A 14,589-nucleotide genomic window follows, 5' to 3' on the forward strand; every position below is an offset into this window, starting at 1 on the left:
AGGGTGGATTCTATGAACGATGCCACTCATTCCCAGGAACTTGGCCAGCACCGCCGCCAGATAGAGCAACTGGCTGAGCGCAATGCCAAGCTTGCTGCCCTGTTGAAGGATGCGCGCACGAAGCTTCAGCAGATGCTCGCGGAGGTGGACGCTCTTGCAGAGCCTGCCTCCACGTACGGCGTCTTTCTTGGCTATTCCGGGCGCGCACACGATTCGCGCCGCGATGCTGAGGTATACACCAATGGCCGCGCCATGCGGGTGAAGATTTCTCCGAACCTGGAGCCAGGCTCGTTAGAAGTCGGGCAGCAGGTCCGCTTGGGCGAAGGATTCGTGGTGGTGGAGGGCTGTGCCCCGGTGAATACCGGCGCGCTGGCGACGCTCCAGGAGCGCCTAGGCACCGACCGCGCGGTGGTTATCAATTCCGCGGGCGAAGAGCAGGTGGTGCTGCTCGGCACGATGCTGCGCGATACCGTCCGTGCCGGCGATACCCTCCTGGTCGAGCCGAAATCAGGCGTGGCCACCGAGCGCGTGCACAAGACTGAAGTAGCGCAGCTCACGCTGGAGGAAGTCCCGGACGTATCCTACGAGGACATCGGTGGTTTGGACGAGCAGATTTCGCTCATCCGCGATTCGGTCGAGTTGCCTTTCCTCCACCCAGAGCTCTACCGCCAATACGATCTCCAGCCGCCGAAGGGCGTGCTGCTCTATGGCCCACCTGGCTGTGGCAAGACGCTCATCGCCAAGGCGGTCGCGCATTCTCTGTCGGCGTCCCTGGGCGCTACTGCCCCCAGCTACTTCCTCAACGTGAAGGGCCCAGAACTGCTCAACAAGTTCGTGGGTGAGACTGAGCGCCGTATCCGCCTCATCTTTGAACGCGCCCGCGAGCTTGCCTCCGAGCCCACTGCTGATGGTAGCCAGCGGCCGGTCATCATCTTCTTCGATGAGATGGAATCCATCTTCCGCACGCGCGGCTCCGGTGTGTCCTCCGATATGGAAACCACCGTCGTCCCGCAGCTGCTGACGGAATTGGATGGCGTCGAGAAGCTCAGCAATGTCATCGTCATCGGTGCCACCAACCGCGAGGAGCTCATCGACCCCGCCATCATGCGCCCGGGGCGCCTCGACATCAAGATCCGCGTCAACCGGCCCACCAAGCAGGGCGCGCGGGAAATCTTTGCGCGCCACTTCCCGGAATCAGTCCCGCACGAGGGCGAGCTTTCCCAGCTCATCGATACCGCAGTGGAGGATCTCTACGCGGAGCGCCCCTTCGTCACGCTGCACTTCTCCAACGCGGATCCTCGCGTGCTGCACTACCGGGACTTCGTCTCCGGCGCGATGATCGCCAACATCGTCTCCCGCGCAAAGAAGTTGGCTATCAAGGAGGCTTTGGACGAAACCAACGCTGCGGAGGGTAAACAACCCGCAGGCATCACCGCCGCGCACCTGCACCAGGCCATTGCTGCCGAGCAGGCTGAATCGGAATACGTACCGACATCCGCCAACCCGGAGGAGTGGGCCAAGATCGTCGCCGGGACCTCCGCCGGCGCGCATGTCACCGGGGTCGAATTGATGGGAGTAAAACCTTGAGCCGTGTCCTAGGAACCGAAACCGAGTACGGAATCTCCACGCCGTCGAACCCGGCGTTGTCACCAATCGTGACGTCCACGCACGCGGTAGTGGCCTATGCCGCCCTGCATACCGGTGCGCGCTCCCGCTGGGACTTTCGGGAGGAGCACCCGCTGCGCGATAGCCGCGGCTTCGATCTCAAGCGCTACCACACCGTGCCCGTGGTGGACCCAAACGCGCTGGGCGTGGCCAACGTGGTCACGGCCAACGGAGCCCGCTTCTACGTCGATCACGCCCACCCTGAGTATTCCTCTCCGGAGTGCACCAATGCCTGGGATGCGATGCTTTATGACGCCGCCGGCGACCTCATCCTGCGCCGCGCTGCAGATGCCGTAGCATCTCTGACTGCCCAGGGCACGTCAGTACTGGCCACGCACGATCCCTGCCCGCCGCTGAAGTTTTACAAGAACAACGTGGACGGCAAGGGAGCTTCCTATGGCAGCCACGAAAACTACCAGTACTCCCGGGAGACTGATTTCGACGACATCGCCCAAGGTCTGATCCCGTTCTTCGTCACCCGTCAAGTGGTCACCGGTGCTGGCCGCATGGGCCTGGGCGCTGATGGTGAGGAACCAGGCTTCCAGATCTCGCAGCGCGCGGACTATATCGAGCAGGAGATTTCCCTGGAGACCACGCTCAACCGCGGCATCATTAACACCCGTGATGAACCGCATGCGGTGGCAGAGGACTTTGGCCGCCTGCACGTCATCATCGGTGATGCCACGATGGCCCATACCTCGACGCTGCTCAAGCTGGGTATGACGTCACTGGTGTTGGACGCCATTGAGGAGGGCGTTGACTTTAGTGACCTGCGCCTGAAGGACCCCGTGGCAGAGGTCCAGCGAGTTAGCCGCGACCTCACCCTGACTCATCAGCTGGAGCTTCACGACGGCCGCCGCCTCACCGCCCTCGAGATCCTCGCCGTCTACCGGGAGCGGGTCACTGCGACCTCAGAGTCAGATGAGAAGGTTCTTGCCGCCTGGGACGAGGTCGTGTCGCTCTTGGCGGACAACCCGTTGAAGGCGGCCCATCTGCTGGATTGGGTAGCCAAGTACCGCTTGATTAAGGGATACCTCGACCGTGGCGTGGCTGCAGATGACCCGAAGCTGGCGCTCATCGATCTGCAGTACACCGATATTGACCCGGCCAAGTCCCTCTACCACGCGCTCGTGCGCAAGGGCCAGATGCGCACCTTGGTCAGTGAGGAGGAGATTGCTGCGGCCGGCGACACCCCGCCCACGGATACCCGCGCTTATCTGCGCGGACACGCCACCCGCATGTTCGGCGAAGACGTCCTGGCCGCATCGTGGCAGTCACTAACCTTCCGAATTGGTGAAGCCGAGGGCGCCAACTCGGGAGCCGCCTGCGTGGCGCTCGATGACACCACGCGGCTCGGACAGGACGAAGTGGGAACCTTGCTGGAATCTGCAGACAGCGCCGCCGATTTCGTCGACGGTTTGCGCCAGCTCGGGGTGCGAATCGAGTACCCTACACTGTATTAGCGCAGCAAACCTCCACTCGCGAAAGGAGCTCTGACAATGAGCGGACAGCAGTCTCAGATCAATGCCGGCGGCGGCAACGGTGAGGGAGGAGACTCACAAGAGTTCGACGCTGGACAAGTCAGCATCAACAGCGCCGGAACCGATGATCTCCTCGATGAGATCGATGGGCTCCTGGAATCCAATGCCGAGGAGTTCGTGCGCTCCTACGTCCAAAAGGGCGGCGAATAAAGGTGGAACAGCGCTCCGGTAGCGCCCCTGTCTACGCACGGCGGATCATGGGCATCGAAACCGAGTACGGAATCACGGCGAGTGCTTCCCATGGCCAGCGAGTCATGTCCCCGGATGAGATAGCTCGCGTGCTTTTCCGGCCCATCGTGTCGAAGTACTCCTCCTCGAACATCTTTAGCCCCAACGCCTCGCGCCTCTACCTCGATGTCGGCTCCCACCCGGAGGTCGCCACCGCTGAATGCGATAGCCTGAGCCAGCTCATCGCGTACGAGCGCGCTGGCGATGCCATGGTCAACCGCATGGCCGTACAGGCGGAGGAAGCCTTGGCTGCGGAGGGGGAGAAGCGCGCCGTCTACTTGTTCAAGAATAACGTCGATTCTGCGGGCAATTCCTACGGCTGCCACGAGAACTACCTCATTGGCCGCCACGTGGTGCTCAAAGACCTCGGCAAGGCCCTCCTGCCGTTCATGATCACCCGCCAGCTCATTTGCGGCGCCGGGATGATTAAACCTGCCAAGGGCGACGAGCCTGCGCGTTTCGTGCTTTCACAGCGCGCCGACCAAGTGTGGGAGGGCGTGTCCTCTGCGACGACTCGCTCACGCCCCATCATCAACACCCGCGATGAACCGCATGGTGATTCGAAGCGTTTCCGCCGCATGCACGTTATCGTCGGCGACTCCAACATGGCGGAGCCCACGATGGCGCTCAAAGTAGGCTCCACGCTGCTCATGCTGGAGATGCTAGAGGCTGGCTTTGAGGTACCGGAGCTTTCGGTGCTTGATCCAATTCAGCACATCCGCACCATCGCGCTCGATTCCACCGGCCGCACCGAGCTTCCGCTCGAGGGAGGCGGCAACACCACCGCGCTCGCAATCCAGCAAGAACTGTGTGCCGCCGCAGAGCGTTGGCTGGAGCACCGCGAGGACACCGGGACACCAACGGCTGAGCTCGCACGCGTCGTCGATCTCTGGAAGCGCACCCTCCAGGCCATTGACACACAAGACTTTTCCGCGGTCGACCGCGAGATCGATTGGGTGATTAAGCGCGGCCTGCTGAACCGCTACCGCGAGCGCCTGGGCGGAGATTGGGCGCACCCCAAGCTGGCCCAGATTGACCTGACCTACCACGACATTCGCCCTGGGCGCGGTCTCTACAGCGTGCTGGAGCAGCGCGGCATGGTGGAACAGTGGATCGATGATGCAGCAATCAATGCCGCCGTCGATACCGCACCGCAGACCACCCGTGCCAAGCTGCGCGGCGAGTTCCTCGCCGTTGCCCGCGAGCTCAATGCCGCTGTGACGGTGGATTGGACGCGGATGAAAGTCAACCGCCCAGAACCCATGACCGAAGAGTTCTCCGACCCCTTCGTATCCGAGGACCCGCGCTTAGACGGGTTGTTAGACTACATGCGTTCGCACCAAGGTGCTTAAGGCCCCGAACCTCAACAAGGAACCTGCCATCATGCCGTCAGCAGATCGCACTGCGGCTCGGACACCAGTCCGAGATCGAGCCATCGAAAGGCTCACCAACCTCGCCTTTGCCCTCCACGGCGCAGCGCACCAAGGCGGCGTTCCCGACCGCAGCGCTGCCTGGATTCGCACCAACGTCGAGGGTTATCAATCCCGCAGCGACGAGGCCTTTCAGAAGCAGCTTTCCCGCGACATTGTGACGCTGCAACGCGCCGGAGTGCCGGTGGTGCACAGCAGTGGTGTGGAAGGCTCGCTGTATCGCCTTGATCCTGAGAGCTACCAGCTGCCTCCCGTGGACTTCACACCCGAGGAAGCCATGGTGTTGGGCGTTGCCGGAGGGATTGGCACCCCGGGGGGCTTGAGTGATTTCAGCTTGTCCGCGTGGACCAAACTCGCAGCCTCGGGAGCCTCCCGCGACTTGCGCGGTGCGCCCGTCTACACCGCCGTCAACGACATGACCAGGCTGAGCCCAGAGCTCGTCACCGGGGTGATTACCGCCGTGCGCGCGGGGCTGCGCATTTCCTTTGATTACTACGCCACGCCCTCAGCCAAGCCGGTTCGCCGCCACATGGATCCCTGGGGCCTAGTCAACCACCGTGATCGCGTTTACCTCGTCGGGTGGGATGTGGACCGCGAGGCACCTCGTACTTTCCGCGCTACCCGCGTGGACAACGTCAGGCGCTCGCGCGCTGCGGCCACCCACCTCGAGCCCACCGCGCCGCTGCAAGATCTCGTCGTGGAAGCGCTTGACCGGGGAGACACCGTCGATGCCCTCCTTGAGGTACCAGATGGCCAGGCCGCGGAGCTTGTCGATGCCGGACGCAGACGCGCGGATGGCCTCCTTGCGCTGACGGGCGTGCGCCGCGATTGGCTAGTGCGCACCGCCGCGGGATATGCACCAGATATCGTCGTGGTTGAGCCAGAAGAAGTTCGCTCCGACATCATCGCGCTCTTGAGCGGGGAGGAATCGCACCATGGCTGATCAACCTCGCAAGCTGCAGTCTCTTGTTCGCTCCCTCAACCTCATCCCATACCTGCGCAACCACCCAGGGTTGACCCCGATGGAAGCGGCCGAAGACTTGGGAATGACTCCCACTGAGCTTAAAGATGCCGTCGATAGGCTTTTCTGCTCTGGGGTGGGCCGCAATACTGAAGACCTCATCGACTTAAGCTTCAGTTACCGCGACGGCATCGAGATTTACAACGACCAGGGTCTGACCCAGGCCCTGCGTCTGACCCCAACTGAGGCCGGCGCGTTGTTGCTGACGCTCGAGTCCCTCGAGGCAATGCCGGGGCTTGTCGACGTTTCCGCGGTTCACTCTGCCGCCGCGAAGCTGCGTGAGATCATGGATGAAAAGACCGCCGCCATCTACGATTCCCTGGCCACAACGGATCCGGAGGAATCTCAGGTACAGGCGGCGTTGGCGGGGGCCGTCGACAAGCGCCAGCAGGTCCGTTTCACCTATTGGAGCATGTCCTCCAACCGCACCAGCGAGCGCACCGTGCACCCGGCACGAATCTTCATCGTGGATGGCGAACCCTATTTGGTGGCCTGGGATGATTCGGTGGGGGAGCACCGCACGTTCCGCTTGGACCGCATGAGCGATGTTGAGGTACTCGACGCCAGCGCGACCCCGCACGTGCGCAAGCTGGATTTCAACCCCGATTCCCCCTTTGGTCTAGATCACACTTTCGTTGCGCAGCTGGAGATTCACCAAGATTTCACCTGGCTCGCAGAGCACTACGACATCACGCTCGGCGACACACTGGAAAATGGGCTGATAGCTGCAACAATGCCCGTCGGCTCTGAAGCATGGTTTAGCCGTTTCGCCCTCGGCCAAGCCGACCGAATGCGGGTCGTGGGGCCGCAAAAGCTTGTTGACGCCATTTCGGAGCATAGAAATCGGGCGCTGGAGCGTTATACTCAACTGCCAGACTAAGAGCTCTCCTGCGTGCGTCCCGTACAGCGCTGCTGCATGGAACCGTACGCTTCATCAACCTAGAAAGAAGGGGCACCCTCAATGACCGTGGGACCTTTGGAAATCGGCCTTGTCGTTCTCGTCATCGTGCTGTTGTTCGGCGCCAAGAAGCTGCCGGAGCTAGCTCGTTCGATGGGCCGCTCCATGCGCATTTTTAAGTCCGAAGTCAAGGAGATGAAGGAGGAGAACAACACTCCCGAGCAGCAGGCCCAAATTGCTGCATCGAAGAAGAACGATGAGGACTTCTGGAACAGCCCGGAAATGCAGCCGCGCGCATCCAAGCCGGTTGATGGAAATCAGAACTAATCATCTTTCTCGGTAGGCACACCACGCTCAAGGGACTTGGAACTCCAAGGGCGTGTGTGCCGCTGTGGGCTTTCTAGGGAGGCATTGCATTGAGTACCGCGAGTACACCGCCGAATCCCGCGTCTAGCGCACGCAAGCAAAAGTGGATCTCAAAGCTGCGCCGCAAGCCCAAGAATCCTACGGGGGAGATGACCCTAGTCCAACATCTCCAAGAACTGCGTCGGCGCATCGTGATTTCCTTGCTTGCTCTCGTGGTAGGCACCATCATCGGATTCATTTGGTATCAAAACGCTCCGTTCAATATGGCGCCGCTGGGCGAGATCTTGCGTGGGCCCTATTGCTCGCTGCCTGAGGAAAAGCGCATCTCTTTCACCGCGGATGGCGAATGCCGCTTGCTTGCCACCAGCCCCTTCGAAATGCTGCTGCTGCGCCTCAAAGTGGGCGCGTTGGCTGGCGCAGTAATGTCCTCACCGGTGTGGCTCTATCAAATATGGGCTTTCATTGTGCCCGGTCTGCATAAGAACGAGCGCCGTTTCACCTTCTTTTTTGTCTCCACGGCGGTAGTTCTCTTCGTGCTTGGCGCGCTTCTTGCCTACTTCATCCTTTCCGTGGGTTTGGAGTTCCTCATGGGCATGGGCTCGGAGTACCAGACCGCGGCACTAACCGGTGAGCGCTATTTCTACTTCCTGCTGACGTTGCTCCTCATCTTCGGCGTGAGCTTTGAGATCCCACTACTCGTGGTATGCCTCAATGTGATAGGTGTCCTGGAATACGATGACGTCAAGGACAAGCGCCGCATCATCATTGTCGCCATCATGATCTTCGCTGCGGTGGTGACACCCGGCCAAGAACCTTTTTCGATGTTGGTCTTGGCCGGTGCCCTCGTACTCCTCGTGGAATTGGCCTTCCAGTTCTGCCGCATCAACGACAAACGCCAGAAGCGCCAGCGCCCAGACTGGATGGATCTGGATGATGAAACTGCCTCGTCCTTGGACGAAGGTCCGGGTGCCATAGGTGCACCAACTCCGGTGTCTGCATCAACGAGCGTTTCTGTGTCTTCGCGGCCGGTATCTTCCCACCCCGTCCCTCCAGCTGCGGCCGGTGACGTTCAGGCACCAAAGGCCCATCAGGCCAATACCCAGCCCCCGCAAAGCGGTTTCTTCGACGACGTTCTATAGCCTGTTGAGGCTCCTGCCCTAGCTCTTTGTTTAGGGGCCGGGGCCAGCGCGCTAGTTCGCGGTGCCTGACAGGTACCCTGGGGACTTATGACACTGACGCATCTGGACGAGTTCACTCAAGCACTGCCGTACTCACTGGATGACTTCCAGATTGAAGGATGCCAAGCAGTTGAAGCGGGCCACGGAGTCTTGGTCTGTGCTCCCACCGGCGCGGGCAAAACGGTCGTTGGTGAGTTCGCCGTGTCCCTGGCGCTGCGCCAGGGGACCCGCTGTTTCTACACCACCCCTATCAAAGCGCTGAGTAACCAGAAGTACCACGACCTGGTTGAGGCACACGGCGAGGATGCCGTGGGGCTGCTGACGGGTGATGTCTCCATCAATTCTTCCGCGGACATCCTCGTGATGACCACCGAGGTCCTGCGCAACATGATTTATGCGGGCTCAGGCGCATTGGATCGCTTGACCCACGTGGTGATGGATGAGATCCACTTCTTGGCGGATGCCTCGCGCGGCGCGGTATGGGAAGAGGTCATCCTTAACCTGGAGGAGCACGTCTCCATCATCGGTCTGTCGGCAACGGTGTCCAATTCCGAGGAGTTCGGCCGGTGGCTAACCACCGTGCGCGGAGATACCAAGGTCATCGTCACCGACAAGCGCCCCGTACCGCTGGACCAGTGGATGATGGTGGGCCGTAAGATCTACCCACTTTTCGAGCCTGATTCAGGCGGCCAGGTCAATACTGAGTTGGCGCGGCGTATCCAGCGCCTAGAAGCAGGAGACAGCGATAACGGCCGCGCAGACTATTCACAAAACCGCGCGAGCTTCCGTGCACGTGCCCGACACAAAGGCGGAGGACGCAACGACCGAAACAAGGATCGGCGCAGCGGCGCACCCCGTGCGCAGGACCGCTACCGACCGCTGGGCCGTCCAGAGGTGCTCAAAGAACTGCAGGCAATGGAGATGCTGCCGGCGATTACCTTCATCTTCTCCCGTGCGGGCTGCGATGGCGCTTTGTACCAGTGCCTGCGCTCCCGCATGGTGTTGACCTCCCAAGAGGAGGCAGCTGAGATTAAGGCCATCGTCGATAAGGGCGTGGAAGGCATTCCGGAAGAAGACCTCAAGGTTCTTGATTTCAAGCGTTGGCGCGAAGCACTCTCACGTGGCTTTGCTGCCCACCATGCGGGTATGCTGCCAGCTTTTAGGCACATCGTGGAGGAGCTCTTCGTCAAAGGCCTGGTTCGTGCGGTCTTTGCCACCGAAACCCTTGCCCTGGGCATCAATATGCCCGCGCGCACGGTGGTCCTTGAGAAGCTCGTGAAGTTTAACGGCGAGGCACACGTGGATCTGACACCGGGTCAGTACACGCAGCTCACCGGCCGCGCGGGCAGGCGTGGCATCGATACCTTGGGCAATGCCGTCGTGCAGTGGGCACCCGCCATGGATCCCACCGCGGTGGCGGGGCTCGCATCGACCCGCACTTATCCGCTCATCTCTACCTTCGAACCCGGCTACAACATGGCCATCAACCTGCTGGGCATGCTCGGCTTCGATGACTCTCTGCGCCTGCTGGAGAAGTCCTTTGCGCAGTTCCAGGCGGATGGTTCCGTCGTGGAAGAAACGCGCGAGATTGAGCGCGCTGAGCACCGCGTCCGTGAGCTTCGGGCACAGTTGGATCAGGCCGTAGATAACTTGGCACCACCGACAATTGATGGTGAAGACCCGGCTGAGATCCTCATGGACTATATGAGGCTGCGCCGCGCACTGACTGAGGAAGAAAAGTCAGCGCGTGCCTCCAAGAGGGAAGAGAGGAGCAAGGAGGTCGCGGCGGTCCTTGCCCGCTTGCAGGTGGGTGAGGTCATCGCTATCGCAACGAAGAAGCGACCAACCCTGGCAGTTGTCATCACCCCGGCAAACCAGACCGCCGATCCACGCCCCTGGGTCACCACGGAGACCGGATGGTCAGGCCGCATCGATGCAGCCGGTATAGATAATCCGCCAATTGTGGTCGGCCACATGAAGCTGCCGCGTGCGGCGCAGAAGAATCCGCGTCGGCATACCAAGTACGTTCAGGATGCCTTCAAACGCGACTACTACAAGCGGCCTAAGAAGATGCGCACTGAGCCGCGCAATCGTCCCAACAAGAAGATCGCGCAGCTGCGCGATGCCCTCCGCGAGCACCCGGTGCACAATTGGCCGGCGACCGACCGCGAGCAGCTGGCCGGTGTGGCCCAAAAGCTCGCCCGACGCGAGCGCGAGCTCCACAAGTTGGAAGCCAAGGTGGAGCGCGCCACGGATACCCTCGGCCGCACTTTCGAGCGCATCGTGGACCTGCTGGCAGAGATGGATTACGTGGAGTTTGAAGGCTATGGCGAGGACCGCGAGCCGGTCATCACGGACGAAGGCGAGCGCTTGGCCAAGATCCATTCCGAATCCGACCTACTGGTGGCACAATGCCTCAAGCGGGGTATCTGGAATGACCTTGACCCGGCAGAGCTGGCCGGCGTTGCCTCCCTGTGCGTCTTCGAAAACCGCAAGGCCACCCGCGGCGAACCAGGTGCGGCTAGCGACGAAATGGCGGACGCCATGAACGCAACGTGGCGCATCTACGCGGAGCTTGTCAGCGATGAGAAGCGCCATAATCTGCCACAGACCCGTGAACCGGAGCCTGCCTTCGCGCTGGCCATCCACCAGTGGACGGCGGGCGCACCCTTGGCCTATTGCATGGCCGCGGCTAACGAGTCCGGCGCAGAGCTGACTCCGGGTGACTTCGTCCGTTGGTGCCGCCAGGTCATCGACCTGCTCCAGCAGGTAGCCAAGACAGGCTACGAAGAAGAGATTCGCCGCAATGCCCGGCGCGCCATTGACGCGATTCAACGAGGCGTTGTCGCCATCGGCGCTTAATTTCCTTCGACCAAGTCCAGTATCACGGTGGCTGCCGCCGCGATGGCCTTGCGGTGGGGCGCGACCAGCGCCACCGTGGCTAGCTTCAGGTTTCTCCCCAATGGGTTGAGGATGAGGGCTTGGGTTCCGATGACGGAGTCGTCGACAAGCGCTGGCCCTCCCGAGTCACCCTTGACTGCCGGAATCGTGTTGAAGACAAATCCGGCGGGGGAGACAGTGGTGCGGAAGTCGATGGACCACGTGCGAAAGAAGGGCAGTAGAAATAACCCCGTTCGCTTCTGTGCGCGACGGGACTTTCCGCCATATCCCCAGGTGTTGACTGGCGCGCGAGAATGCGGTGTGCTTTTAGCGAGCCCCGGAAGGTCCCGGGGCGGTGCTGGTATATCAAGCAGGCACACAGCTATATCGGTCCCGTCAATCGTGCGCACGGCGGTGATCCGCCGGTTGAACCCGCCACTGACTTTGTAGTGTTCACCACCGCCCACGCCATCGCGAAAGAAGTGCGCACAGGTCAGAACTAGCCGGGTTCGCTGCTGGGAGCGGGGGTTTAAGGATGCATCGATGAGCACACCCGAGCAATAGCTACCGCGGGTACGGATCTTGACGGCTGCGGGATAGGAATTCACGGCGCCCAGCTTAACTGGACGAAGGCGAGCGGTAGGCTAACTGCCATGACTGATTATGCTTCCCGCTTGGACCGCGCCCGCGCGATTGCCGCTGCCAAGGGTATCGATGTATTGCTCGTGGGTACCGGCGCAGAGTTCGCTTATCTTACGGGTTCCTGGGTCTCTTCCCATGAGCGGTTGACGTGCCTGGTCATCCGTCCCGAGGCCAAACCGATCATCGTCGCACCCAGCACCGACATTGAATCGCTTCAAGGCGTTGCTGCCCAGCTAGTGGGATGGAGTGACGGGCAGGACCCTTATGCACTGGCCTTAGACGGTACGCATCCCACCACCGTGGCTGTGGGCTCTTCGCTAACTGCGGACCACGTATTGCGTTTCCAGTCCACGATTCGACGCCAAGTCGAGCCGTCTTCGCTCACTTCGACGGATGCTCCACATGTGGAGTATGTGCTTGCTACCGAGGCGCTGGCTGGGCTCTTTAGCCGCAAGGACCCAGATGAAGTCGCGGAGCTACGCGCTGCGGCAGTGGCTATCGATGCCGTCCATGCAGAGGTGCCACGTCTCCTGCAGCCTGGCCGCACTGAGGCCGACGTAGCGGCAGATTTGCGCGAGCTTATCTTGCGCGAGCACAAAGAGGTGGACTTCATAATCGTTGGTTCCGGCCCGAATGGTGCGAACCCGCACTATGACTACGGGGAGCGCGAACTCAGCGCTGGTGATCCCGTGGTGGTGGATATCGGGGGGACGTTGCCCTCCGGCTATCACTCTGATTGCACACGCACCTACGTGGTAGGCGCAGATCCTTCTGCGGCGCCTGCTGATTTCCAGGAAGCCTATGCGGTGTTGGAAGAGGCCCAAGCTGCCGGGCGAGCTGCTGCACGGCCCGGGGCGACTGCCCAGGAGATCGACCGTGCGACACGCAGTGTGATCGAAAGCGCCGGCTGGGGTGAGTACTTCACGCACCGCACCGGACATGGCATCGGCTTGTCGACGCACGAGGAGCCCTTCATCATGGAAGGAAACGAGCTGGAGCTTGCAGAGTCCATGGCCTTCTCGATCGAACCTGGTATCTATGTACCCGGAAAATGGGGCATGCGTCTCGAGGACATCGTGGTGACCACCGAGTCCGGCTACGAGTCTTTGAACCAAGCTCCGAGGGGGTTGCGTTAATGGGCGCGCTATTGATTCTTGGTGGGCGCAGCGATATTGGCGGCGAGCTTGCACGCCGGTTGTGCGCAGGCCGCCCGGTAGTACTTGCCGCGCGGGGTGAGCACGGCATGGATGAGCTCACCTCAGAGCTTCTGCGCAACGGAGCAACGTCCGTTCACACGCTTTCCTTCGATGCCGCGGATGTGTCCTCCCACCGCGCAGTTATCGAGCAAGCTGCAGCGCTCGCGGGTGAGGACATCACGACGGCGGTTGTCGCCTTCGGAATCTTGGGTGACCAGGAGCAAGCTGAGCACGACGAAGCCCATGCCTTCGACATCGCTCTGGTTGATTATGCCGCGCAGGTATCTATGCTCACCGTGCTGGCCGACGTCATGAAAAGAGGCCATATCGTGGCCTTTTCCTCCATTGCGGGCTGGCGTGCACGGCGGGCCAACTATGTCTATGGCTCAACCAAGGCTGGCCTCGATGCCTTCTGCCAAGGTCTGGCGGATCGCCTGCAGGGCAGCGACCTAGCGCTGATCACCGCGCGCCCCGGTTTCGTTATCGGGTCCATGACACAAGGGATGAAACCCGCGCCCCTGTCGGTGACACCTGACGTAGTCGCACAAGCTGTGGTCAAGGCCGTCGAATCCTCGTCGGGTTCGCGGCCGGTGTCCCGCACGCTGTGGATCCCACGGACGCTTCAGCTGTTGGCCTGGGTCATGAAGCTTGTCCCGCGCCCCATCTGGCGGCACATGCCGCGCTAGCGATGTCCGAGCGCGGGGGAATTGGCATCGAAGATGAAGCCGCGCGGAGCAAGGACGCGGAGCACGACGTCCGCATCGCCCTCCGCCAAATCGTGGATGACCAAGCCCTGCCACGGAGTAACGGTGATCGCTGCTCCCAGCTGAGCAATGAGCCCTGCGTACTCTGCGGGCAACACGCCATCTTGGAGGCCCGCGCCGAGATCGACGCGGCCGGGCGCAGTGTGTTCGGTTAACCAACCAATGGGCACATCCGATTGCGCGAGTCCGGCAGGTGTAGCCGAGGACAACCGGTCAATGGCCTCTGGATTCTCAGCGGAGACCTCGTCCACGTAGTCCACGAGCTGCGAAATCGCGTCGCATAATCCCAGCGCCGGTCCAGTTGCTGCCCCCTCACGGATGAGGCGTGCGGAGTCGGCTTCCTCGACCTGCCCTGCACTGCCGCCGGATAGTTGGAGTCCCGCCGCCACGCCGTGTGCGAGGAGATCGCCAGCTCCACCATCGACGCCGAAGACCGCAGCGCGGGTGATAGCCGGGGAGGTTCCTTCCTCTTCAGATAAGGCATCAGCAACGCGCTGCGCTACCCGGCGCGCCTGAAGAGAGAGGGGAGAGGCCAAGACGTGGGCAGCGGCGGTGGGGAGGGGGACGTCGCCAAGCGCCTGCTCGTTACTCACGCCGCGCACACTGATAACACTGTGCTGCTCTAGGTACACATAGCCATCGCCATGTTCACGGGCGGCCTGGCCCAGTGCTAACCACTGCTCGGGCGTGACGACGCCGCCGGCGGGGTGGAAGCGCATGGTCTCGGATTCAGGATGCTTCGACTCAGTGAGGGACATGGTGCGCAAGTTTAATCGTTAC

General features: G+C 61.5%; 13 protein-coding genes. 11 read left to right on the forward strand and 2 right to left on the reverse strand.

Annotated features, from left to right (window positions below; all coding sequences use genetic code 11):
* Nucleotides 1-12 precede the first annotated feature (12 nt).
* The 9 genes from arc (at nt 13) to HMPREF2912_RS01170 (ending at nt 11,189) form a co-directional block, all read left to right on the forward strand.
* A complete protein-coding gene (gene arc / locus HMPREF2912_RS01130; RefSeq protein WP_070520520.1) occupies nt 13-1,587 on the forward strand; it encodes a proteasome ATPase in 1,575 nt (524 codons plus the stop codon).
* Nucleotides 1,584-3,128: a depupylase/deamidase Dop gene (gene dop / locus HMPREF2912_RS01135; protein ID WP_070520517.1), complete on the forward strand. Its 1,545-nt coding sequence runs from the start codon at nt 1,584-1,586 to the stop codon at nt 3,126-3,128. The genes arc and dop overlap by 4 nt, the downstream gene beginning before the upstream one ends.
* A 36-nt stretch (nt 3,129-3,164) precedes the next feature.
* The gene (locus HMPREF2912_RS01140) at nt 3,165-3,356 is read left to right on the forward strand and encodes a ubiquitin-like protein Pup (RefSeq protein ID WP_070520514.1); all 192 of its coding nucleotides are present in this window, start codon (nt 3,165-3,167) and stop codon (nt 3,354-3,356) included.
* Between the two features lie 47 nt (nt 3,357-3,403).
* A complete protein-coding gene (gene pafA / locus HMPREF2912_RS01145) occupies nt 3,404-4,786 on the forward strand; it encodes a Pup--protein ligase (RefSeq protein ID WP_070520512.1) in 1,383 nt (460 codons plus the stop codon).
* Nucleotides 4,787-4,817: 31 nt separating this feature from the next.
* On the forward strand, nt 4,818-5,807 hold the full coding sequence (locus HMPREF2912_RS01150; protein ID WP_070683055.1) for a helix-turn-helix transcriptional regulator: 990 nt from the start codon (nt 4,818-4,820) through the stop codon (nt 5,805-5,807).
* The gene (locus tag HMPREF2912_RS01155; protein ID WP_070564578.1) at nt 5,800-6,765 is read left to right on the forward strand and encodes a helix-turn-helix transcriptional regulator; all 966 of its coding nucleotides are present in this window, start codon (nt 5,800-5,802) and stop codon (nt 6,763-6,765) included. Before HMPREF2912_RS01150 ends, HMPREF2912_RS01155 begins: the two co-directional genes overlap by 8 nt.
* 81 nt (nt 6,766-6,846) lie before the next feature.
* Nucleotides 6,847-7,110 (forward strand): Sec-independent protein translocase subunit TatA, encoded by a 264-nt coding sequence (gene tatA / locus HMPREF2912_RS01160; protein ID WP_070520503.1) that lies wholly within the window; start codon nt 6,847-6,849, stop codon nt 7,108-7,110.
* Nucleotides 7,111-7,298: 188 nt separating this feature from the next.
* Complete coding sequence (gene tatC / locus HMPREF2912_RS01165) at nt 7,299-8,288, forward strand: twin-arginine translocase subunit TatC (RefSeq protein WP_070564581.1); 990 nt, start codon at nt 7,299-7,301, stop codon at nt 8,286-8,288.
* A gap of 87 nt (nt 8,289-8,375) precedes the next feature.
* On the forward strand, nt 8,376-11,189 hold the full coding sequence (locus tag HMPREF2912_RS01170; RefSeq protein ID WP_070683050.1) for a DEAD/DEAH box helicase: 2,814 nt from the start codon (nt 8,376-8,378) through the stop codon (nt 11,187-11,189).
* Here the strand turns inward: HMPREF2912_RS01170 and HMPREF2912_RS01175 are convergent.
* Nucleotides 11,186-11,815 (reverse strand): trypsin-like peptidase domain-containing protein, encoded by a 630-nt coding sequence (locus HMPREF2912_RS01175; protein ID WP_246816445.1) that lies wholly within the window; start codon nt 11,813-11,815, stop codon nt 11,186-11,188. The two genes, HMPREF2912_RS01170 and HMPREF2912_RS01175, sit on opposite strands and share 4 nt — an antisense overlap.
* A gap of 45 nt (nt 11,816-11,860) precedes the next feature.
* Here HMPREF2912_RS01175 and HMPREF2912_RS01180 point away from each other — a divergent pair, with 45 nt between their 5' ends.
* Both HMPREF2912_RS01180 and HMPREF2912_RS01185 read left to right on the forward strand, forming a co-directional pair.
* Nucleotides 11,861-12,985 (forward strand): M24 family metallopeptidase, encoded by a 1,125-nt coding sequence (locus HMPREF2912_RS01180; protein WP_070520494.1) that lies wholly within the window; start codon nt 11,861-11,863, stop codon nt 12,983-12,985.
* Entirely contained in the window at nt 12,985-13,731 is a 747-nt protein-coding gene (locus HMPREF2912_RS01185) for an SDR family oxidoreductase (RefSeq protein ID WP_070520492.1), read from the forward strand. The genes HMPREF2912_RS01180 and HMPREF2912_RS01185 overlap by 1 nt, the downstream gene beginning before the upstream one ends.
* Here the strand turns inward: HMPREF2912_RS01185 and HMPREF2912_RS01190 are convergent.
* Nucleotides 13,728-14,567 (reverse strand): cobalamin biosynthesis protein, encoded by an 840-nt coding sequence (locus HMPREF2912_RS01190; RefSeq protein WP_070520490.1) that lies wholly within the window; start codon nt 14,565-14,567, stop codon nt 13,728-13,730. The genes HMPREF2912_RS01185 and HMPREF2912_RS01190 overlap by 4 nt on opposite strands.
* Nucleotides 14,568-14,589 lie beyond the last annotated feature (22 nt).

It is taken from the genome of Corynebacterium sp. HMSC056E09 (assembly GCF_001813425.1).
GTDB lineage: Bacteria > Actinomycetota > Actinomycetes > Mycobacteriales > Mycobacteriaceae > Corynebacterium > Corynebacterium hesseae.

Bases quoted from the DNA above. Each gene is read 5' to 3' on its own strand.
- HMPREF2912_RS01150 (WP_070683055.1), top strand. From the start codon at position 4,818: ATGCCGTCAGCAGATCGCACTGCGGCTCGGACACCAGTCCGAGATCGA.
- tatA (WP_070520503.1), top strand. From the start codon at position 6,847: ATGACCGTGGGACCTTTGGAAATCGGCCTTGTCGTTCTCGTCATCGTG.
- HMPREF2912_RS01155 (WP_070564578.1), top strand. From the start codon at position 5,800: ATGGCTGATCAACCTCGCAAGCTGCAGTCTCTTGTTCGCTCCCTCAAC.
- HMPREF2912_RS01185 (WP_070520492.1), top strand. From the start codon at position 12,985: ATGGGCGCGCTATTGATTCTTGGTGGGCGCAGCGATATTGGCGGCGAG.
- HMPREF2912_RS01180 (WP_070520494.1), top strand. From the start codon at position 11,861: ATGACTGATTATGCTTCCCGCTTGGACCGCGCCCGCGCGATTGCCGCT.
- tatC (WP_070564581.1), top strand. From the start codon at position 7,299: ATGACCCTAGTCCAACATCTCCAAGAACTGCGTCGGCGCATCGTGATT.
- HMPREF2912_RS01140 (WP_070520514.1), top strand. From the start codon at position 3,165: ATGAGCGGACAGCAGTCTCAGATCAATGCCGGCGGCGGCAACGGTGAG.
- HMPREF2912_RS01190 (WP_070520490.1), bottom strand. From the start codon at position 14,567: ATGTCCCTCACTGAGTCGAAGCATCCTGAATCCGAGACCATGCGCTTC.
- arc (WP_070520520.1), top strand. From the start codon at position 13: ATGAACGATGCCACTCATTCCCAGGAACTTGGCCAGCACCGCCGCCAG.
- HMPREF2912_RS01170 (WP_070683050.1), top strand. From the start codon at position 8,376: ATGACACTGACGCATCTGGACGAGTTCACTCAAGCACTGCCGTACTCA.
- pafA (WP_070520512.1), top strand. From the start codon at position 3,404: ATGGGCATCGAAACCGAGTACGGAATCACGGCGAGTGCTTCCCATGGC.